Origin of the sequence: Bacteroides sp. K03, from assembly GCF_019734355.1 — a bacterium.
GTDB classification, from domain to species: Bacteria; Bacteroidota; Bacteroidia; order Bacteroidales; family Bacteroidaceae; genus Bacteroides; species Bacteroides nordii.
Genome location: NZ_JAASHC010000020.1, coordinates 21,658 through 44,556 on the forward strand (window position 1 = coordinate 21,658; position 22,899 = coordinate 44,556).

The window sequence follows — 22,899 nt, forward strand, 5'->3', positions numbered from 1 at the left end:
AAGCCGAATTTTGGCAATAAATTATCAGATTCAGATTAAACTCTTCCGTATGAAAAAAGTTTTGTTCTTACTATTTATTGTTATTAATTGTTCAGGTGTGAATGCTCAGATCATGTTTAAAACCGAATACTTTGGTACCTCTGCTTATCGCATGATGGAAGGCGAAACAGATAAGAAAGTAGGAGACTGCAAAGGATCGGCAGTCGTCTATCAAGGAGGCATCAATATTCCTTTATCAATAAAACTGAATGAGAATAATCGCCCCACAATGTGGGCCGTCAGCTTGGGAGGAGCATATGCCAAACTCGAAAATAAGAACTTTACAGAGCCCCTGGTTATTGATGAAATTCTGAATATCGGATTAAGTCTTAGTCATTTAAGACCATTGAACGGTAAGTGGTCAATGCTGATGGCTATCGGTGGAGGTATCTACATGCCATGTACCAAACTCTCCCAAATCAGATATAAAAACATACTGGGAAATATAGGCGCCATTTTCATTTATCATTTGAGACCGAACCTTGAATTGGGAGGAGGTATCGCTATGAATAATTCTTTCGGGTATCCAATGGTTTTCCCCGCTATTTATTTTAATTGGACAACGCAAGGTCGCTTTACCGTTAAGATAGCCATGTTAGAAGGTATTGAAATGTCGGCAGGATATACTATCAACAATAACTTAAACTTAAATCTGGCAGTAGAGATGAACGGACAAATGGCTCTGCTGGAACAAGACGGAAAAGATAAAATATTCACTCACCAATATTTCGTGGCAGGGCTTCGTCCGGTAATAAAACTTGGGAAGCATGTATCAATCCCCATCACAGCAGGTATCCACGCCATGCGCCCGGCAGAAATGACCAACAGAAATCTAAAGAGTATGTTTCAAGACAAAGGGTATTATTTTCAAGTCTCTCCTTATGTTTCAGCAGGGTTACAGATAGGGTTTTGAGACGAAAAAAAGGACGATTTCCCCTTACAGAGAATCGTCCCTTTTTTATTATTTCAGTATATAACTCCTTCTTTATTAAAGAGCACCTACTTCTTTCAAGGCTGCGTTTGTTTTGCGAACAGCCTCAGCACTTGCTTTGAACTTAGCCATTTCTTCTTCGTTCAACGGAAGTTCTACGATTTTCTCGATACCATTCTTACCCAGGATTACAGGTACACCACAGCAAAGATCGTTTTCACCATATTCACCTTCCAAAGCTACAGAGCAAGGAATCATCTTCTTCTGATCGTGGATGATAGATTCAACTACAAATGCTCCTGCTGCACCCGGTGCATACCATGCAGAAGTACCCAACAGTTTAGTCAGTGTAGCACCACCTACCATTGTGTCAGCTGCAACTTTCTCCAACTGTTCTGCTGACAGGAAGTTAGAAACCGGCATACCTTTGTAAGTAGCAAAACGAGTCAAAGGAATCATAGTAGTATCACCATGACCACCGATAACCATACCTTCTACTTCGTTAGCATTGCAGCCCAAAGCCTGAGACAAGAAATATTTGAAACGTGAGCTATCCAAAGCACCACCCATACCGATGATACGGTTCTTAGGTACACCCAAAGCTTTCAGTGACAAGTAAGTCATTGTATCCATCGGGTTAGAGATAACTACGATAATAGCGTTGGGAGAATATTTCAGAATGTTTTCAGCTACTGATTTCACGATACCAGCGTTAACACCGATCAGTTCTTCACGAGTCATACCCGGTTTACGAGGAATACCAGAAGTGATAACAACAACGTCAGAGTTTGCAGTCTGAGCATAATCATTGGTGCAACCAACAATGGTAGTGTCGAATCCCAACAGTTGAGCTGTCTGCATCATATCCATTGCCTTACCTTCTGAAACGCCTTCTTTTACGTCCAGCATTACTACTTCGTCTGCTACTTCATTGAAAGCAAGTACATTTGCACATGTAGCACCTACGTTACCTGCGCCTACTACGGTTACTTTTGACATAATACTTATATTTTAAAAAGTTGATAATTAGTTCCATCTTTTTGCGACGACAAAAGTACAACGATAATCGTTATTAAAGAAATATTTCCGTAATAATTTTAGTTAAAGAGACAACTCCTACCAAGATGTAGTTGTACTAATACTTTTCTTCTATTAAATCGGTAGTTGCACTTCATCTGAATACCAAATGTACACTATCCGAATGACAGTTGTATTTCATACGGTTATTAATTTGTATATTCAAGAAAAGAAAACTTAAACAAGCTCTTAAAAGAAAAAACTACGTGAAACGCTGTGTTACTATGTAGCGAAATGATTAAATTTGCGGCGAATTATCATCTAACTAAAGAAACATGAATAAAAAGACCCTGCTCATTATCGCCGTATCGGTATTGGTGATTGCTCTTGCCGGCATCACGTATCTACTGTTCACCGAAAAGCAGAATAATCGCGAACTGGTTGAAGAATTTGCTCTTGAGAAAGAAGATCTGGAAAACGAATATACCCGTTTCGCCCAGCAATATGACGAACTGAAACTTACAGTATCCAATGATTCACTGTCCGTCTTACTGGAGCAAGAACAGATCAAGACCCAACGTCTTCTTGAAGAATTGCGTACAGTTAAAAGTAGTAATGCCACTGAAATTCGCCGTCTGAAAAAAGAATTGAGTTCATTGCGTAAAATCATGATCGGTTATATCAATCAGATTGACTCTCTCAATAAACTGACTAATCAACAAAAGCAGGTGATCGCTGAAGTAACACAGAAATATAACGCTGCTTCACGCCAGATAAACAATCTGTCGGAAGAGAAGAAGAATCTGAATAAAAAAGTGACTCTGGCTGCTCAACTGGATGCTACCAATATTTGGATAGAGCCCAAGAACAAACGTGACAAAAAAGTGAAAAAAGTAAAAGATGTAGTGAAGTTTACTATCGGTTTTACCATTGTTAAGAACATTACTGCAGAAACCGGTGAACGTACGCTGTATATCAATATCTACAAACCCAATAATGAAGTGCTGACAAAGAACGCTGCCAATACGTTTGAATATGAAAACCGTTCACTCCCCTATTCTATCAAAAAGTATATTGAATACAACGGAGAAGAACAACCCATTACCGTTTTTTGGAATGTAGAAGAGTATCTCTCTGCTGGCACATACCGCGTAGATATTTTTGCAGATGGTACTATGATTGGTTCACAGCGGTTTACCCTTGAATGAGTGCTTTTCCATACATCAAAGGTATGACAAACAATTGAAGTATTTATTCAAAAAGTGATTTTATAAGAAAAATACCAATATATTTGACGTCCCATTACAATATATGTTATTGCAGATAACAATATATGTAATGGGACGTTGTATATAATGACAAATGTGATCCGTATATTTAATTGCCCGGCTGTACAAATATATTTTAAAATCCTTTCATATCAGCGGATAAAAAGATCTTTTTCCAAGAAATGTTTTTTAGTCAGCTCCAGGATGATTCCGTAATTAATCACCAAAACTTTCCGAACAGCCTGTTTGTTCCAATAAGTATCTTACAACAATCAGTATTTGCCGAAATATGCTTTTAGAGGAAGATGGGTACTACGGGTACAATTCTACGATTAATTTTGGATCTATTTCATCTTCTGGAATTATCAATGAAATTACATTGGTATTTCCTATACCGTCTCTGTAAGCTCGAATTGAAAGTACACCACCTGAATATACATCAGTTTCTGCTGTGCGTTCAATTAAATTCTGACCAGTCAACAGTAATATTCCCTGACCATAATCCGTACACAATGGTTTTCCATCTAATTCTATAACCAACATCCCATTCCAGGTGGGATTAGATACATAGATTTTCATGTTTTTTATGACTCAATTTTCCGTAATAAGGTTTCGAGGCCAATCTTTATTCAATTGCCCCCATAGGTTGGATGTACATAAAAAGACAAAAAGTAATAATATAATTTTTGTGATTTTCATAAACATAAGTTTTAAAGGATGATACAATCGTGTTTATATAAAACATTTGAAGAGGTAATGTTACCAATCAATAGTACTATTGAATTTAAATCGACAAATAAAAAAATAAGGGAACTACTATATTATCAAAATATTAATATGTAAAAAAGGAAAGAGCCCGGTATAATACCAGGCTCTTATACTCGTTAGAAATATTAATTCGTCCAACTCAACAGAGATGTTTTCAGTCTCTATTTATTACAAATAATATCTAATCTTATAGCAAATCAATTCTTAAGAACTTTGATTGTACGAACCTCTTTACCGTCTTTCATTACTTTCACTAAGTAAATACCATTAGCTCCGAGGGTAATACGCATGTTTTGACCGGCATAAATAGCCTCTGCCTTTTGGGCAACAAGCATTCCGGAAACATTGTACACAGCAACTTGATAGTTACCATCTTCAGCAAATTCTACAAAGAGAACATCATCTACGGTATAAGTATGCAGTTCACCTGCTTCTTTTTCTTCAATTCCCGTAGGATCAATAACGGAGAATACTGGATAATCCTTAGAATCTAATCCAAGCGTGTTTTCAAGTGTCAAAGTTACAGTATAATCACCTTTCTCTGCATAAGTAAGCTTAGCAGAACCAACAATATCATTACCGGTAACGTCACTGATTATAGCACGTTTAGTTTTCCACGTAGGCAATGTTTCAATCTTATATGCAGATCCGGGAATAAACGGAGTACCGGAAATATAAAGCGGATTCTGAGGAGTTTGAGTTCCTGAACCTTCCAATTCTCCTGCAGCAATTTTAAATACACAAGCTTTCGCTTCAGGTTTAGTACCCTTCGCAACAAAGAAGTTACTTTCATCTGTATCTGTATCAAAATCCCAATAAGCCAATACATTTTCTGGAAGATTATCAGCATTAAGACCAGCTTTAGAAGCCTGAATGTCTTCTTCACTCATAACTCCGTTCCAAACCTGCAATTCATCCACTATACCGTTATTGAAAGTAGGATTCGATCCACGGCCGCCACCTAAGCCCATCCAGTAGGTAGAAGGAAGAGCAAAACGTATAGAACACCAATCTTCGGTTGTTCCTTTTGCATTAGCAAACTCCCATGTGGACTCCTGCAAAATACCGTTAAGATAGAATTTAGAACGGAATTTACTATCCTCGTTGTATTCAAATGTCAATACAATGTGATTCCATCCATTAGGTGTAACTATGGTTTCAGGGAATACATATTTAAGCTCAGCAGAACCACCAGCAGTTGAACTACGGAAAGTATATGTATCCAATTTACCTTCAGAGTTAATATTAGACCAGAACCACCCCCAGTTATTAACAGGCCAAGTAGCTGTACGGTCTTCAATACTAAAGAATGCCGTACTACCTGGTAAAGAGGTAAATCTTACCCATGCAGAAACAGAGAATGACTGGTAAGAACCTATTCCTAAGGGTTGAACCGGGCCACCTACCCAACCTTCATCAATTTCTACACCACGTGATGCAGCACCATTCGCTTTTCTACCTGTATAGCCAAGAGTCAATTTATCACCGACTTCGATTTTAACAGATGATTCTCCTGCTTCCTCACTACCAACTGTCAAGCTTTGGATTTGAGGCAAAGCACCTACATCCCAACCTGTAATCTGTACATAATAATTAAAACGACGGGTACCGTTTGACTCGATTACCTCAAGATCATATCCGCCAAGCTCTTCAATACCATTTGCTACAGAAAATTTAACAGTTTCACTTGCTTGGGCCACGACATTACCATCACTATTATAAAGTTTCCAGTCAGCAGCCGCATGACGAGGATCTACATAAGAGATTTCAAAATCTTCACCTGGTTTAATTGTAGTTTTATTAATCTGGATATCATCCATAGTAGTATAGTCACCCATATCCATATAGTCACTCCATGCTATTTCAGAATCAGTTTTAGTATCAACCGATACAGCCGACACACCAAGACGTATACGTTGTACTCCCTGCATGTCAGTAGGAATAGAATAATACATACCTGCCCAAGAAGTAGTAATACCCATAAGTACAGGTTCACCACCTTCTTGTTGTGCATACAACTTAAACATAGAAGCGTTTACATCAATATTATAAACAGGAGAACCGGTTTCTTTATTGTTAGCCATATTGAAAATCACTTTAGCATCAACCCCTTTATAGTGATTACCAAGTACTTTCGCTACAGTAATTTCAGGTTTGGAAGGAACAGTAACTGCACCACGGGTAATGGAAAACTCTCCAAGATAAAGTTCCAGATTTTCAGCATTCGTAAAATGAAGACCAATCATCGCGACCTCTTTATTATTAAGTGCTATAAGAGTACCGCTAACTTTAAATGTCTTTTCAACCCAAACCTCATCATCGGCTTTGTCAGAAACAGAAATTACTTTAAGATTACTTTCTCGCAAAATTTCTGTTTCATTACCTTTAGCAGATAAAATCAAGTTAACATCAGTCTGTCCATTCACAAGTTTGTAACGAACAGTAATTACATCATTAGTTTTCAACCCAAACTCTGTTTTGAAAAGATGCAGATATTCATTAGCACTCGATCCGAAGATACGAAGACAAGAACCACCTATATAAGCATCATCCCACGTAAACTGGGCATCTAATCCATTAGCCACAGTCTCTTTACCCATGAATGAAGAAGCAAACCAATAACGCCACGTAGGAAGATAATCTTGTACACCTATATTATACCATTCATTGTTATTCTGACGTTCGCCTTTCCAATTGAAGAAACGACCATTACCAAGATTAAAGAATGTTACAAACGGTTCTTCAGAAAGATCCCATTTCAAAGAGCTGCGTGCAGACATAAATGCTGACATACCAAACCACTTTTCATCGGGGAAGTGACTACGTGAATTATAAACCTCGATTTCTTTCACCGGATTACGATTACCGTTAGTAAAAAACATATCAAGAATCTCTTGGTATGTAGCCTGTTTAGCCATGTCCGAACTACCTTTTTTAGAACGTCCAGCCCAAAGCATATTGTAATCGTGAGCTCCCCACAAGCCAATAGACATCGGATACTGGGTAAGAGTAGTCCAAGTAGAAGGATCTCCTCCCTGCATATTGAATCCGGCATAAATATCCAACGGATTACGACCGGGAGCAACAGTTTCAATATTGGAAAGAGAATTTAATACTCTTGAACTCCACCAATTGTAATTAAAGAAAAGAGATGTACGTATATGTTCACCATCTCCAAATGTTTCTTTATTATGATTACCAATACCTGTATCGAAACTTATACCACCATTATCATTGGTTCCGTCATACCAGAAGTTTTCTGCCAATTGATTACCATGCTCAACAAGATATTTATGAATAAATTCATGTTGGGTACGAAGAAGGGGTAAAGCACTGGACATACCATAAAACTCTGAATTATAACCAAGCCCATCTACTCCATGATAATAAAGAAATTTAGCCAATTTTTCATTATCAAGAGCAACTTGATCATTTAAAGCTTGTCCCCAAGCACCGTCATTTGCACTAATACCTGCATTAGGAATACTTGCAACACCAGATACACCTACACCATTTTTATGGGCAACATCCGCAAAACCACCAGGTACCCAACCATGAGGTGAAGTCCAGTTACCATAATGAGTGACATAAGACCATGTACTAAATACTTCTGAATCAAATACACCGTTTGGACGTGCATTCACATTACCTCCAGTAGCAGTACCTACAGGAACCCAAAAAACAAGTTTTTTGTCATTAGCCTCAGTTAAAGATTCATTAATCTGAGTTGCAGAATTACGAAAACGCTCTTTAGGTTTCACACGAGAAATGTAGAAGTTTTCATCTTCAAATAAAGGAGTACCGGGAGTCCAATCATTCACATAGCCAGCTAAACCTGCGCTATTAGGCCAAAACATGTACTCTTCTTTCAGTTGCTGCGCATTGGCAGAAAAAGAAAGTGCCACAATTCCGGAAATTAAAAGTAAATTTCTTTTCATGGGAATAGTTTTTAAGTTAAAAAATAATTAATTTAAACAAATTGGAAGTAATTTCAAATATTTGTTCATATTGAAGCAGGAGGCTCAAAATATCTAAGTTTCAAACCTCCTACCAATGTGTTATCGAACTCCTAATACATTTTCTGCTTTAAGCGTAAATGTTTTATTATCAACTTCAAATGAAAGATCAAACGAAATCAATGCATCTGCATCGCGAGAAGCAATAGTCACACTTCCTGAAGTCGCACTTACTTTTGCCCCATCAATTTCAATATCTGTTTGGTGATCACTGACAGAATAAGTTCCATCATAGTTATCATCTTTACCCACACCGGCCAATGTAATCATAATAAGTTCATAGCCGGATTCAGGAGTAACCAATATCACAAGATCATCTTTGTCAGAATACACAACGGTATTTTCATAATCTGTATTAGAAGAAGTATACAACAGATTCTCCTGTAAACCAATCACTTTAACAGAAGCTGCATCAGATCTAACACCATTTACTTCCACCCTAACCGTAGTTGTACCTTCAGCAATAGCAGTAATTATACCTCTACTTCCTTCTACTGGGGTCGCAGTAAGTATGGATGGATCAAATGATTTCCAAATCACATCATAAGGATTAGTCCCACCTGAAACTGTAGTAACATTAACACCCCACTCAACAGACTGGCCGACAAACAGAGTACGATTATTAGTAGATTCCCACAATACACTCTTGATGGATTCAGTAATAGTAACAGGTATTTCGAGTGTCTTGTCACTGGATGTCAATACAAGCTTTGTTGTACCCACCTTAAGTCCTTTCAGAGTTATCATATTTCCATCATATTTACCTACTTCTACAACCGTAGGATCTTCCGCTATCACTTTTGGTTTATGGTAAGCATAAGAAGTAGAAGGAACAACTCCTGTAGTCAACATAAGTACATCACCCATAGACATAGAAACCGAAGAACGATCTACTGTAATTTCATCTACCGGATAACGGGTTTTATAATTCTGAACTGTAAAAGTTGCCACCAGTACCGTATCCGGAGTAATACAGTGAAATTCCGCTTCCCCTTCATCAATCCCCGAACGTACAGTCAACACGGCATCAAACCCTTGGTTCTCAACAAATTCTTCCTCCATTCTTGTAACTACCACTGAACTGCCTGATATTACCTCCCAACGATATGCCTTATAAGCAGCTTCAATATCCTCCTTAGCTCCACTTTCAATATTCATAGCCACACGTATCGTAGCCTCCGAATTTATATCCATATTCGTTTCATTGGTATAAGCAAACCATTGTGGCAGTACACTTTTATCTGGTCTTGTATCAAGATAAGGCATATCAGCATATTTTTCACCATAGAAAGTAGCATAAATCACCGGCATTAATAGAACACTACAACTTGCACTCTGAGCGGTGGCCTGTTCCCCTATCGAAACAGTAATTTTACCTTCACCGGCACTACGTGGGGCAGCATAATGAATCGCCACAAGTCCCGCTTCTTTATCTATTGTCATCGGAATTTTGTACTCTTCAAGCCCTTCTATTGTATATTGAGGTGTAAAATCTTCAAGAAGTTCTTTAGGTGAAACTGCAAATAACACCGAATCATGAGTAATATCATAACTACGTTTGGAAGAAATTACAAGCCCCTCTTCATTTACAGGAGTAATACCTTTAGGAAGATTGGTAGTAACAGTCACAGAAGTAAGAGCATATTTACCATTTACAAGCTCCGCTTTAAGTTTAGTCTCTTTCCCTTGCGCACCTAACACACAAACGATTGCCGTATCGCCAAGTATTTTTGCGACTTTTTCATCCAATACAGACCATGCAACCGATGTATTGATGCGATCACCACTCAAATTAGTAACTAATGCCGATATTTTTATCGTATCACCCACTCTCAAAATAATATCCGTTGGATTAAGGGTTATATATACCTCAGTTGCACCGTCAAGCGTATCGTCTTCATTACATCCGACGAAAATCCCCATACATAGGATGGCTATCAAAAAGAATATTACGTTTCTATATAGTTTCATCTGATATATTTATTAAAAGTTTACTGGAATTACTATCTGACAATCATTATCTTCACTCGTTTCCCCACGCTGTTCAGTCGGCACATCCCAAAATACTCGCGTACCACCGTTATTAGGACCACCAAGGGCTTCCACAAGTGAAGTTATCTCAAGAGTGTTATTAGAGGTTTCTACCAAAGGAATCCGACGCAGTTGAAGTTCAGTATCCACCCCCGGCATATTGTTAAGAAAAACAGGGAACAAACGTGGATATCCCGTACGACGGAATGTAGTCCATGCCTCTGCACTCATCGGGAAATTAGCAATATACTTCTGAGTAATGATTTTTTCCAGTTTCAGCTCATCAGAATCTGCATCATTCCATTTTACATCCACTTTCACACGCCCTTTAATATTATGAATTTCATTAAGCGGGTCCTTATAATCTACATCCTTAACCTCTGTCCGATTAATATATTCATTAATTGTATTCTGATCAGTAACTCCATTCTCTTCTAAAGCAAGACGAATACCGGCTTCATAAAAATCTTTAGCAGTACCTCCCATATTCCATCCTCTTAGAGCACCTTCGGCACGTAGTAACAAACATTCTGTACGCTTGAAAAAAGACTGATGCATATATTTAAATTCATCGGTTAATGTAGCAAAAGGACCATAACCACCTTTATCTTTTCCCGTAGTATTATTATTTCTCATATTAATACCGGGACGCATCCCATATACGTCAATAGGAGCCGCCACACCTGAATTTTTGTCTTTAATAGGATATGCATTCGTATCAAACCAACGTGTCAATAGTGGATTTCCAAAGTGTTTAAGAATATTTTCCAATGACGCACCCAGACGAAGATCATGCCATTCATTACAAATCCTCCATAAGCAACATGAAATCTCACTGGTTGGATAGTATGCTATATCTTTATCATCGTTTAGGGTTAAGACACCTATCTCATCGGCTACTGCTTCTTCAGCTTTTTGTTGGGCTTTACCAACATCATACTTCACTATATTCATAGCCATACGAAGTTTGATACTATTAGCAAACTTCACCCAACGTCGCCAATCACCATAAGAAATTGTCTTATTAGGATCTTCTATCTTTTCTAATTCAGCTTTTGATGGCTGTCGTTCTTTAAGGATAGTGATAGCCTCATCAAGATCTTTAAAAATAATATCATAAATATCAGCTCCCTTTTCATAAGTCAACGGTGGAATACGATTTACATTACGCCAATCAGTAAAAGGAGCAGCCCCATAAAAATCGACAATTTCATGTGCGGAATACGCTTGAATTATCAACCCAACAGCACTCCATTCAGGTTTTCCTAGTTCAGTAGCATGAAAAATAGCGTTAACAGACTGTGTAAAAATCTGATTATCCATAGGACCACCAAGGTAGTCATTAGGATATGTATAAAGAGTAGGTAGCGGACCACCAAAAGTAAAAGTACCTTTCGAAGTAGTCCAATATCCGGCATAGTTGTCAATACTATTGGCACGATAATATTGATACTTATGAGGAGCCCAACTACCATTAGGTTCATGAGAATAATTAATCATAAAAGGAATAGCACCACGAAGTTCTTTTTCAAGAACAGTAATATCAGTAGCTCCCGCACCTGCTTCATTGCTATTATCCATATCTTCTTGTTTGCCTATCATCCAAGGATATTCTTCCTGAAACTGGTCACCACAGCTGATAAGCATACCCGCTGACAATAAAGACCCGGCAATGAAACCAATTGAATATATTATTTTTTTCATTTTTGTATTTTATTTTTAAGAAGACATACTTATTTAAAAGTTGAATTTTAGTGTCAATGCATAACTGCGTGTAGTTGGCAATGAATAACAATCAATACCAGAATAACCATTAGCAGCTGATACAGAGATATCCGGATCAATTGGCGAATCTTTATAAATAAAGAATGCATTCTTTATAGAAAACTGTGCAGTCAATCCCGTATTCTTACCAAGTAAGTTTGAAAAGTTATAACTTAAAGAAATATCACGCATACGCAAATTGGTAGCACTGTAAACATGATCTTCCATAGGATAAGCACCAATAGTAGTATAATAGTTCTCAACAGGAACCTTATTACCAGAACCATCAGGAAGCTCTTTTAAAACATATTCTTTTCCGTTTTGCGTAACACGCTCACCTTTTAAACGATCGTGAGCCGAGCGTTCGGAAAGACCGAACAAATCAAGATCAGGTTCTGTAAGAGACATAACCTTTCCACCAATACGTCCGTCAATAAGGAAATACAAATTAAAGTTCTTCCAAGAGAAAGTATTGTTCCATCCAAGAGTAACAGGAGAAGTGGTATTACCTACATAAGTCTCATATTTACCAGACTCCATCACAGGTACAGCGTTCTCATAATCACCTGCACCGTTTATTTTTATATGTCCGTTTTCGTCACGAGCAAAGGAGTTTACATAAATATCTCCATAACGTCCTCCTTCAATATACTTAATCTTAAATGCATTGGTTCCCATTTCTACAATGTAAGGTGCTCCACTTTCTGTCTTATAAGTTTCCAAAATACGATTGTCGTTCCAAGCAAAATTAAAACCTGTTTGCCACCGCCAATCATGATTAATATTCCAACGGTAACCTGCAGAAAACTCAAGACCATAATTACGAATCTTACCAGTATTCACAGGTTTAGATTCACCATTGGCTGTACTAACGTAAAGAAATTGATTACGAAGTGTAGAATTATAATAGGTAATATCAAAATTGAATTTATTATCAAATAACCATACATCAAGACCTGTTTCAAACGAAGTTGTAGTTTCAGGTTTAGGATCATCAAATAATGGCGGACGAGTATTTACAGTACCATTACCGAAATTATAACTTTGGCGGGAAAAAAGAGTGTTGGGTATAGGATTACCCACAACAGACCAACTTCCACGCCATTTTAACTGATTAAGCCAATCTAAATGAGGTAAAAATTTATCCAAAAGCACATTAACACCAGCTGAATAGTAATCGAAAGACTTGTATCCAGACCCTTGAGTAAACTGTTGAAATGATTGTGCCCACTCTAAACGATAACTACCGTCAAAATACACTTTATCAAACAGTCCAATAGAAGCTGTTGCAAAAACAGCTGTACTCCAATCGGAATAATTCCAACTATCATTAGCGGATGTCGCACTACCATTTGGATTATTGGGACGACTATACTTACTATTTTGAGGAACAAATGCATTGGGTATACCACAAGTATCAATATTAGTAGTAATAGATGTATTACGACTATAATGTCGAGTAAAACTAGTACCCACTGCTACATTAACATCTACTTTATCATCCAGACGTTCGTTATAGGAAACCATATGATCGTTATAAATATCACTTGTACGTGAGTCACTTGAATAATATTTACCACCTACATAATCAAAGCCTACACGATTCATTCCTGCATATTCTTCATTCAGATTATTTTGAAGTACATAGTCTACACTAAACCGCGTCTGATATTTTATATTTTTCCAGATGATAGCATCCAAAGTGATGTTCCCCATTATACGATCACGCTTCTGTACGTCATTATACATATTAGCTACCCAATATGGATTATTTAAATATTGATCATACCAATACCAAGTCTGTACAGGTTGTCCTGCTAACTTAGGATTTCCTTTTTCCGGATCGTTTACTATATTATCCGCTCTTGTTCCAATATGTTTATAATTATGCTTAAAATAGCGCATATCAATATCAGCAGGAGTACGATACAATGGATAAAGTGTACTCAAAGCCTTACCAACTACCGGAGCATTATTTGTTTTTTGATGTATCCAGTTAAGACTTGTACTGATATTGATACGTTTATCAAACAAAGAGAATGCCTCCTTGAGCATCACATTGTTACGACGGAAATCATTATTAGGAATAAGTCCTGTTTGATACGTATTATTATAAGAGAAATATGTACGGGAATTTTCCGTTCCACCACTAAGTGTTATACCGTTATTAAGTGTTACGCCTAAATTAAAAAAGTCTTTTATAGAATTACGGGCAGAGTTCATTAGATATGGAGCAGATGCCACATCATCTGCCGAACGTGTACCGATTTCAGGTCCCCATGCCGACCACTGATTATTATCACTAATACCAAAAAGCTGCTGAGTATGAGGATACATAGCGATTGTCTCAACAGATGTACTACTGGAAACATCTACTTTTACAGTACCGGAAGCACCAGATTTAGTGGTGATAACAATCACACCATTATTAGCAGCACTACCATAAAGTGCAGCAGCATTCGGTCCTTTAAGAATAGTCATATTTTCAATGTCCTCAGGATTAATAGTAGACAGTAAATCATCGCCACTACGTCCACCACCATAAGCTATTCCATCAGTGACTTGCGACCCCATACCATCTTGCATAGGCACACCATCAATAACAATTAATGGCTGATTGGTTCCAAGAATAGAAGTGGAACCGCGGAGTACTATTTTAGAAGCTCCACCACCTGCACCTGCATTATTAGGAGTAATAGTAAGCCCCGCACTCTTTCCCTGAAGTGAATTAATGAAGTTCGTTTCTTTAATACGGGTCACTTCATCATTTTTAATAGTTTGCGCTGCATAGGTAAGAGTTTTAGCCTCGCGGGTGATTCCCATAGCTGTCACAACCACCTCATTCAAAACCTGAGTATCTTCTTTCAGAACAACATTAAAAGAACTAATACCAGCTATTGGTAATACAGCCTTTTGATAACCGATGTAACTAAACTCAAGTACAGCCTTATCATCTGGAACTTCTATAGAATAATTACCGTTAATATCAGTTATAGTTCCCATAGCAGTTCCTTTTACTAATACACTTACCCCAATCAATGGTTCTCCATAATTATCAGAAACTAAACCTTTAATAACACGCTTATTCTGTTGAACTACTTCTTTTACAGCATTAGTACCTTTAGAAGAATAAAGTACCAGATAATCATTCTTCACTGTAAATGTTGCATTAGTGTTTTCCAGTAAATTCGCCATAACAGAAGATAGTTTCTGATAATTCGCTTTCACTGAGACGATTTGGTCAGGATTCACATCTTTAGTATTGTATACAATACGTAGTGAAGTTTGACGACCAATCTCATTCAATACTTTACTTAAAGGAACATTTGTAAAATCCAAACTTATTGCTACATCATTTTGTGCTGTAGCATACGTAAAGAATGGAACAAAAAGAAATAGGGAAAATAACAAGAGCTCAATCTTGTACTTTAGATTTTTTTTCATTGGGCATTTTTTAACGTTAACAAAATACTTATTACCTTAATCATAGATGTACATTTTGTACCAAATACAAATTTTCTTCCATTAACTTTTTTCATTCATGTTCTTCATTATTCAATATAAAACAATATATATTAATTTTAATTCTCATTTTAAGGTCTTATATTAATATTACAATCCAAAAGCAAATGATACTAAACAAGAAAAGTATTTTATTATATTTTTTTGTGTCTAAATCTGATAATTAAAAAATAAACGTAGTGAACTAAGTAGAATAAATCTCTTAGCAAGTAAGATCAATATACAAAAGATAGTATCAACCAAGAGAAAACGTAATATAGTACGCAAGGAGCGAATAATCGAACGAAACAAATCCAAGTATATTTAGCAGAATAAAAAAAGAGGTGAGTAGAAAAAAACAAACTTCATTATTTCTACTCATCTCTTTTATTTTGCATTATAGCAAAAAGTATGTATCATTAGTTCCGTAATTCCGTCTTATTATCCTATAAAAGAAGTATCCTTACTATTATACTCAAAAAAACTTAAATCATTTTGCCAATTCATAGAAAGCCTCTACTTTTGTTTCGTTGTTTATGCAATCATTATTCTGTCAGTTTTAAGAGAAAAACAGGAAATCTTCATAAACAAAGTAGTTGAATTTTATGTTGTAAAAAAAGAAGTATCACCTTTATAATACGCAAGATGCAATGAAAAAAATATTCATTCTGACAATTCTGCTAAGCATTTTCTTTTCAACAAAAGCACAAAGTATACTCAACTTAGATAGTTGCCGTGCATTGGCTTTGGCCAACAATAAAGAGTTGCTCATCAGTAATGAGAAAATAAATGCTGCACATTACCAGCGAAAGGCTGCTTTTACCAATTACCTTCCCAATATCTCGGCAACGGGAGCCTACATGAGAAATCAAAAAGAGTTTTCGCTATTAAATGATGCTCAAAAGGGTGCGTTATCAGGGTTAGGGAACAGTATAGGAGGTCCTCTACAGCAAGCCGGACAGGCTATTTTAGGGCAACTGCCCCCTGAATTGGCACAAAAACTCGCCCCGGTCATCACACAAATGGGAAACGAAATGATCCCTGCTCTCAACGGAGCAGGAGAATCTTTGGTAGATGCCTTTCGCACTGACACCCGAAATGTATATGCAGGTGCTATTACCTTGACACAACCCCTCTATATGGGAGGTAAAATCCGTGCTTACAACAAAATCACTAAATACGCTGAAGAGTTGGCGCGCCAGCAACACCATTCTGGCCTACAAGAAGTTATTCTAAGTACGGATCAGGCTTACTGGCAGGTGGTTTCACTAGTAAATAAGAAGAAATTGGCGGAAGGATATCTGGAGCTTCTTCAGAAATTAGATAGCGATGTAGAGAAGATGATTGCCGAAGGGGTAGCAACTAAAGCCGATGGATTATCTGTACGTGTGAAAGTAAACGAAGCCGAAATGACACTGACTAAAGTAGAGGATGGGCTCAGTCTTTCAAGAATGTTGCTTTGTCAACTATGCGGGCTTGATTTAACTACTCCCATCGCGCTCGCTGATGAAAACATAGAAGATTTGCCGCTGTTAAAATCAAATGCACAATTTGACATGACCACTGCTTATGCCAACCGTCCGGAGATACGTAGCCTGGAACTTGCAACCCAAATATATAAGCAGAAAATAAACGTAACCCGCGCCGAACATCTGCCTTCGGTAGCATTAATGGGAAACTACATGGTTACTAACCCTTCTGTCTTCAACGGCTTTGAAAATAAATTCAAAGGGATGTGGAACGTAGGTGTTATGGTGCAATTACCTATCTGGCACTGGGGAGAGGGAATGTATAAAGTAAAAGCTGCAAAAGCAGAATCCCGCATCGCACAATATCAGTTGGAGGATGCGAAAGAAAAAATAGAGTTACAGGTTAATCAAGCTGCCTTCAAAGTAAACGAGGCCACAAAGAAACTGGTAATGGCTGAAAAGAATCAGGAAAAAGCAAACGAAAACTTGCGTTATGCCCGCCTGGGATTTCAGGAAGGTGTAATAGCTACCAGCAATGTACTCGAAGCTCAGACCGCCTGGCTATCTGCCCAATCAGAGAAAATAGACGCTCAGATAGATGTAAAACTGACGGAGATATATCTACAGAAGTCATTGGGAACACTTAAATAGTGGACAGTTGACAATTGACAATTGACAGTTAGCTGCGCTGTCAACTATCAATTTGCGATTGTCAATTGTAAATTGTAAACTGTAAATTAAATAACTGTAAATTAAATAAGTAAATAACAATAGTTGAAAACGAGTTGCCTTGCACACCTGCATAGCAACTGTCAATAGTCAACTGTAAATTGTAAATTAAATAACTAAATAACAATGGCATCACAAAAATCACAGAACAGCAATATGCTGCTTGCATTTCTTACCCTGTTGGGAGTTATTGCATTGGTTGCAGTCGTTGGTTTCTTCATGCTCCGCAAAGGACCGGAGATTATCCAGGGGCAGGCAGAGGTAGATGAATATCGTGTATCAAGCAAAGTCCCGGGACGTATCCTTGAATTTCGTGTAAAGGAAGGGCAAACCGTACAAGCGAGAGATACCCTCGCTATTCTTGAAGCACCGGACATTGCTGCTAAAATGGAGCAGGCACGTGCCGCAGAAGCTGCTGCACAGGCACAAAATGAGAAAGCAATCAAAGGAGCACGCCAGGAACAGATACAGGCTGCTTACGAAATGTGGCAGAAGGCTCAGGCGGGTGTTGATATTGCCGAGAAATCATACAAACGGGTTAAGAATCTGTTTGAACAAGGAGTTATGCCAGCACAGAAATTAGATGAAGTGACCGCGCAACGTAATGCGGCTATTGCTACAGAGAAAGCAGCAAAAGCCCAATACACAATGGCGAAGAACGGTGCTGAACGCGAAGATAAAATGGCTGCTGCCGCTCTTGTAGAACGTGCTAAGGGAGCTGTGGCAGAAGTAGAGTCCTACGTTAAAGAGACTTTCCTCATTGCACAGGCGGCTGGAGAGGTTTCCGAAATATTCCCTAAAGTAGGTGAGTTGGTAGGTACCGGAGCACCTATCATGAACATTGCCATTCTGAAAGATATGTGGGTGACTTTCAACGTACGCGAAGACCTGTTGAAGAACCTCACTATGGGAGCAGAATTTGAGGCCATTGTTCCTGCACTGGACAACAAAGCCATCAAACTAAAGGTAGATTACATGAAAGACTTAGGTACTTATGCAGCCTGGAAAGCAACCAAGACAACCGGTCAGTTTGACTTGAAGACCTTTGAAGTACGTGCCCGCCCCATGGAAAGTGTGGAAGGGTTGCGCCCGGGCATGTCGGTGATTATTAAGAAATAATTGAATAATGTGCCAATTGGATAATGTACCAATATGCCAATTGGCTGCGCTATGATGCTGCGCAATAAGGTAAGGAAGGTGTACTACTGTCGCGTAATATATTGGTAAGTAGTACTTCAAATTTAGTTCGTACTATGACAGCGTTTTATTGAAACGCAAATAATCGCAGATTTTCGCAGATTAAATGGCTGCGCTATACTTGAGCGATGATATGCTTTGCGTGAATCTGTGAGTTTCTGCGTTTCAATAATAGTATCATATAATGATGAACGATTACTTATATTATTTAATTGGCCTATTGACCTATTATTTAATTGACACATTATTAATTAGAACACTATTCATATGAAAGAAAGAGAAAAGAAATACATAGCCCTGTGGCTGGTCATGAAGCGCGAATGCCGTCGCCTCGTGTCACGTCCGCTTTATCTCTTTTGCATGGTTATTGCACCACTGTTCTGCTACATATTCTTTACTACACTTATGGATTCCGGTCTACCTACCAACCTGCCTGTAGGTGCGGTAGATATGGACCAGTCGGCCACCTCCCGAAATTTGATCCGTAATCTGGATGCTTTCGGACAGACAGCAGTAGTAGCACATTACGGAAGCGTGGCCGATGCCCGTATTGCCGTGCAGGAAGGAAAGATTTATGGCTTCTTCTATATCCCCAAAGGACTATCGGCAGATGCACAAAGCCAGCGTCAGCCCAAGATTTCATTCTATACCAACAATTCCTACCTCATAGCCGGTTCATTACTTTTCAAAGATATGAAGATGATGAGCGAACTGGCTGCCGGAGCTGCCGGTCGTTCGGTGCTTTATGCCAAAGGAGCTACCGAAGACCAGGCAATGGCTCTGTTGCAACCCATTGTGATCGATACACATCCGCTGAACAATCCCTGGCTGAACTATTCCGTTTATTTGTGCAACACACTGGTACCCGGCGTACTCATGCTGATGATATTCATGATCACCGTCTACTCCATCGGTACGGAAATAAAAGACCGCACCGCCCGTGAGTGGCTTCGTATGAGTAACAACTCCATATACATTGCATTGGCGGGTAAGTTGTTGCCTCACACGGTGGTATTCTTCATTATGGGTATCTTCTATAATGTGTACCTGTATGGTTTTCTGCATTTCCCATGCAACAGCGGTATCCTGCCCATGATACTGGCTACCCTTTGTCTGGTGCTTGCTTCCCAATGTTGTGGGGTCGTGATGATAGGTACACTGCCAACGCTGCGTCTCGGATTGAGTTTTGCTTCCTTATGGGGAGTTATCTCGTTCTCCATTTCCGGCTTCTCATTCCCGGTAATGGCAATGCACCCGATTCTTCAGGCATTGAGTAACCTGTTTCCGCTGCGCCACTATTTCCTGATCTATGTAGACCAGGCACTCAACGGTTACAGTATGATTTATTCGTGGCCCAACTATATGGCATTACTGATATTCATGATGCTCCCCTTCCTGGTGGTTCACCGCCTGAAAGAAGCATTGATATACTATAAATACGTACCCTAATGAAAGATATAACATTCAAAGAGAAAGTGAAACAAGGCATCAACGACCTGTTTTACATTTGGCTGCGAGAGTTCCGTACTACTTTCCGTGACCAGGGGGTACTTATCTTCTTTGTACTCGTGCCACTGGTATATCCGCTCATCTACGGATTCATTTATACGAACGAAGTGGTACGTGAAGTTCCCGCCGTTGTCGTGGATGCTTCGCGAAGCTCACTAAGCCGTGAGTATCTGCGGAAAGTAGATGCTACTCCGGATATTAATATTGTGGCCTACTGTGCCGATATGGAAGAAGCTCAACAGATGTTGAAAGACCGGTTGGCTTATGGTATCATCTATATCCCTTCGGAATTCAGCCAGGATATTGCACGGGGCAAGCAAACACAAGTCAGCATCTATTGTGACATGAGTGGATTGCTCTATTACAAGAGTATGTTACTTGCCAATACAGCCGTGTCTCTGGATATGAACCGGGATATAAAAATAGAACGTGCGGGTAACACCACTGCCCGGCAGGACGAAATCACCGGTTATCCGATAGAATACGAAGATGTTGCCTTGTTTAATCCCACCAATGGTTTTGCCGCTTTCCTGATCCCGGCCGTATTGATTCTGCTGATACAACAGACATTATTGCTTGGCATCGGCCTCTCGGCGGGAACTGCCCGGGAAAATAACCGCTTCAAAGACCTTGTACCTATCAACCGGCACTACAACGGAACATTGCGTATCGTTATGGGAAAGGGATTGAGTTACTACATGGTTTATTCGTTAGTATCGGTATACGTACTTTGTGTAGTTCCCCGCATATTCAGTCTGAACCAAATTGGGCAACCCGGTACCCTGGCACTGTTCATGCTGCCCTATCTGGCAGCCTGTATCTTCTTTGCCATGACTGCTTCCATAGCCATCCGCAACCGGGAGACGTGTATGTTGCTTTTCGTATTCACCTCCGTTCCCCTGTTGTTCATTTCGGGAATATCCTGGCCGGGGGCTGCCATTCCTCCGTTCTGGAAGTACTTCTCCTACATCTTCCCGTCGACGTTCGGCATTAATGGGTTTGTACGCATCAACAATATGGGAGGTACGCTTAGCGAAGTAGCATTTGAATACAAAGCCTTGTGGCTGCAAACCGGATTCTATTTCCTTACCACTTGCCTCGTATATCGCTGGCAGATTTTGATGAGCCGCAAACATGCGATCGAGCGGTATAAAGAGCTGAAAGAAAGGGAGAAGGGAGATAAGACAAGGGAGAAGGGAGAATTGAGAAGGGAGAAGTAAGGAAAGAGTTCGCCATCAATCGAGAGGGTGTCAAAAGTAAAACTCATTATCAATCAAACACAGATGATCGCTGATTGATGCAAAGATTAAATTAAATCTGCGTCAATCAGCGATCATCTGCGTTTCTAAAAGTTGCATATTGAAGCTTTATCCGGCTTTCAACACACCTTCTTCAAAAGCAATGGTACTACCGGATACATTTCTTAATCACCGGGCAGACCAACTCGGCATAACGCATCATCCCCAGGTCGGTAAAATGAACGCCGTCCACAGTGGCTTCTCCGTCATGTCCCAACATATCTTTTGACGAGATCATATAGATATTCTTCTCTCCCCGCTTTTTGAGAGACTGAAAAATAGCATTCACCGTTTCGTTCTTCTGTGCCACTTCTTCGGCAATACGCTGATCGAAACGGGTATGGGTAAAGATCGGATCTTCCAGAAAGATAACCGGAGTATCGGGATGCCGACTCCGGATGATTGTATAAAACTTATCGGCACGTTCCTTCATTTGTTGTACATTGGCATTGGGTACAAAGTCGAGCACATAAACGGAAGCATCCACACCAGCCACTACCTCGGCTATTTCCAGATCGAGCAAAGCATTTCCACTAAATCCTAAATTTACACATTCACGATTCAGCCAACGGGAGATAATATTGGTATGCGCCATTCCCGGACGACTTGCACAGCCTCCCTGCAAGATACTGGTGCCATAAAACACTACCGGTTTCTCACGTATCGGAAGATTAACTTCCGGTTGGGAGATCTCTGCCAGTGAATCGACCCCGATAGAAAGTGAAGTCACACCATCGTAAAGGGGGAGATACAGCATATATTCCCGTTCCACCGGTTTCATATGGGAGATGATCTTCGCCTCGTTTACCTTACCGGACGGACGTCCGCTGTTGACAAATACCCACTTGCCATCCTGAAGGCAATAAAGATCGAGCCCTTTGATACCCGTCGGTGTCATGTGGTTCATGCTCCTATTGAGAAGTACTTCCCACTTCGCGGCAATGGTGGTGGAATTGGAACGGAAGCGCAGTGCCAGCCCGGCACTGTTTTGCCCCAATGCCCATACAGGCTTGCGAGAAATGTTCCTTAGAGAATCGGGTAGCCTCTCATAGCGGGTTGCCGAATTTTGTGTTGCCTTACCCAACAATGGAAAGGCGGAAGCATCATGGTACACAAGCTGGCTTCTTAACGCCAACGTACAAAATAGCAAAGCTACTGCAAGGATGTAATTTTTCATATGTTACTGAAATTAAGACTCCCCAAAGGTAAGAAATAAAATTCATCAAGTAAAGAGAGAGGTTAGGAAAAGGCAAAGCGTTTGATTATTATTTTACACAAAACATTTCCCCGAAGCCGCACGTCATGCCCGGCTCCGGGGAGAGGGTACCTCGGCTCCGAGGAGAAGACCCTTCGGCTCCGGGG

13 protein-coding genes are annotated in these 22,899 nt (G+C 39.4%); 6 read left to right on the plus strand and 7 right to left on the minus strand.

Annotation, left to right across the window (positions count from 1 at the left end; all coding sequences use genetic code 11):
- Positions 1–49 precede the first annotated feature (49 nt).
- Complete coding sequence (locus HCG69_RS13995) at positions 50–952, plus strand: DUF6268 family outer membrane beta-barrel protein (protein WP_221650541.1); 903 nt, start codon at positions 50–52, stop codon at positions 950–952.
- A gap of 75 nt (positions 953–1,027) precedes the next feature.
- Here the strand turns inward: HCG69_RS13995 and mdh are convergent, their stop codons facing one another.
- Positions 1,028–1,969: a malate dehydrogenase gene (gene mdh / locus HCG69_RS14000; protein WP_221650542.1), complete on the minus strand. Its 942-nt coding sequence runs from the start codon at positions 1,967–1,969 to the stop codon at positions 1,028–1,030.
- A gap of 353 nt (positions 1,970–2,322) precedes the next feature.
- On the opposite strand from mdh, the gene HCG69_RS14005 reads away from it, so the two are divergent.
- Positions 2,323–3,195, plus strand: a complete 873-nt coding sequence (locus HCG69_RS14005) for a hypothetical protein (protein ID WP_221650543.1) — start codon at positions 2,323–2,325, stop codon at positions 3,193–3,195.
- A gap of 372 nt (positions 3,196–3,567) precedes the next feature.
- Here the strand turns inward: HCG69_RS14005 and HCG69_RS20725 are convergent, their stop codons facing one another.
- From HCG69_RS20725 to HCG69_RS14030, 5 genes are all read right to left on the minus strand, one after another.
- Positions 3,568–3,834: a hypothetical protein gene (locus tag HCG69_RS20725; protein ID WP_255586006.1), complete on the minus strand. Its 267-nt coding sequence runs from the start codon at positions 3,832–3,834 to the stop codon at positions 3,568–3,570.
- A 386-nt stretch (positions 3,835–4,220) separates the two neighbouring features.
- Positions 4,221–7,961: a LamG-like jellyroll fold domain-containing protein gene (locus tag HCG69_RS14015; RefSeq protein ID WP_221650544.1), complete on the minus strand. Its 3,741-nt coding sequence runs from the start codon at positions 7,959–7,961 to the stop codon at positions 4,221–4,223.
- Positions 7,962–8,081: 120 nt separating this feature from the next.
- On the minus strand, positions 8,082–10,010 hold the full coding sequence (locus tag HCG69_RS14020) for a hypothetical protein (protein ID WP_221650545.1): 1,929 nt from the start codon (positions 10,008–10,010) through the stop codon (positions 8,082–8,084).
- Positions 10,011–10,022: 12 nt separating this feature from the next.
- Positions 10,023–11,774, minus strand: a complete 1,752-nt coding sequence (locus tag HCG69_RS14025) for a SusD/RagB family nutrient-binding outer membrane lipoprotein (protein ID WP_221650546.1) — start codon at positions 11,772–11,774, stop codon at positions 10,023–10,025.
- Between the two features lie 33 nt (positions 11,775–11,807).
- Positions 11,808–15,278: a SusC/RagA family TonB-linked outer membrane protein gene (locus HCG69_RS14030; protein ID WP_221650547.1), complete on the minus strand. Its 3,471-nt coding sequence runs from the start codon at positions 15,276–15,278 to the stop codon at positions 11,808–11,810.
- A gap of 707 nt (positions 15,279–15,985) precedes the next feature.
- Between HCG69_RS14030 and HCG69_RS14035 the strand changes: the two genes are divergently transcribed.
- From HCG69_RS14035 to HCG69_RS14050, 4 genes are all read left to right on the plus strand, one after another.
- Positions 15,986–17,455, plus strand: coding sequence for a TolC family protein (locus HCG69_RS14035; protein WP_221650548.1), 1,470 nt, complete (start codon positions 15,986–15,988; stop codon positions 17,453–17,455).
- 204 nt (positions 17,456–17,659) lie between these two features.
- Positions 17,660–18,652: an HlyD family secretion protein gene (locus HCG69_RS14040; protein ID WP_221650549.1), complete on the plus strand. Its 993-nt coding sequence runs from the start codon at positions 17,660–17,662 to the stop codon at positions 18,650–18,652.
- A 345-nt stretch (positions 18,653–18,997) separates the two neighbouring features.
- Positions 18,998–20,179: an ABC transporter permease gene (locus HCG69_RS14045; protein WP_221650550.1), complete on the plus strand. Its 1,182-nt coding sequence runs from the start codon at positions 18,998–19,000 to the stop codon at positions 20,177–20,179.
- On the plus strand, positions 20,179–21,459 hold the full coding sequence (locus tag HCG69_RS14050) for an ABC transporter permease (RefSeq protein ID WP_221650551.1): 1,281 nt from the start codon (positions 20,179–20,181) through the stop codon (positions 21,457–21,459). Before HCG69_RS14045 ends, HCG69_RS14050 begins: the two co-directional genes overlap by 1 nt.
- A gap of 187 nt (positions 21,460–21,646) precedes the next feature.
- Here HCG69_RS14050 and HCG69_RS14055 read toward each other — a convergent pair whose 3' ends face one another.
- Positions 21,647–22,714: an SGNH/GDSL hydrolase family protein gene (locus HCG69_RS14055; protein WP_221650552.1), complete on the minus strand. Its 1,068-nt coding sequence runs from the start codon at positions 22,712–22,714 to the stop codon at positions 21,647–21,649.
- Between the last annotated feature and the right edge of the window lie 185 nt (positions 22,715–22,899).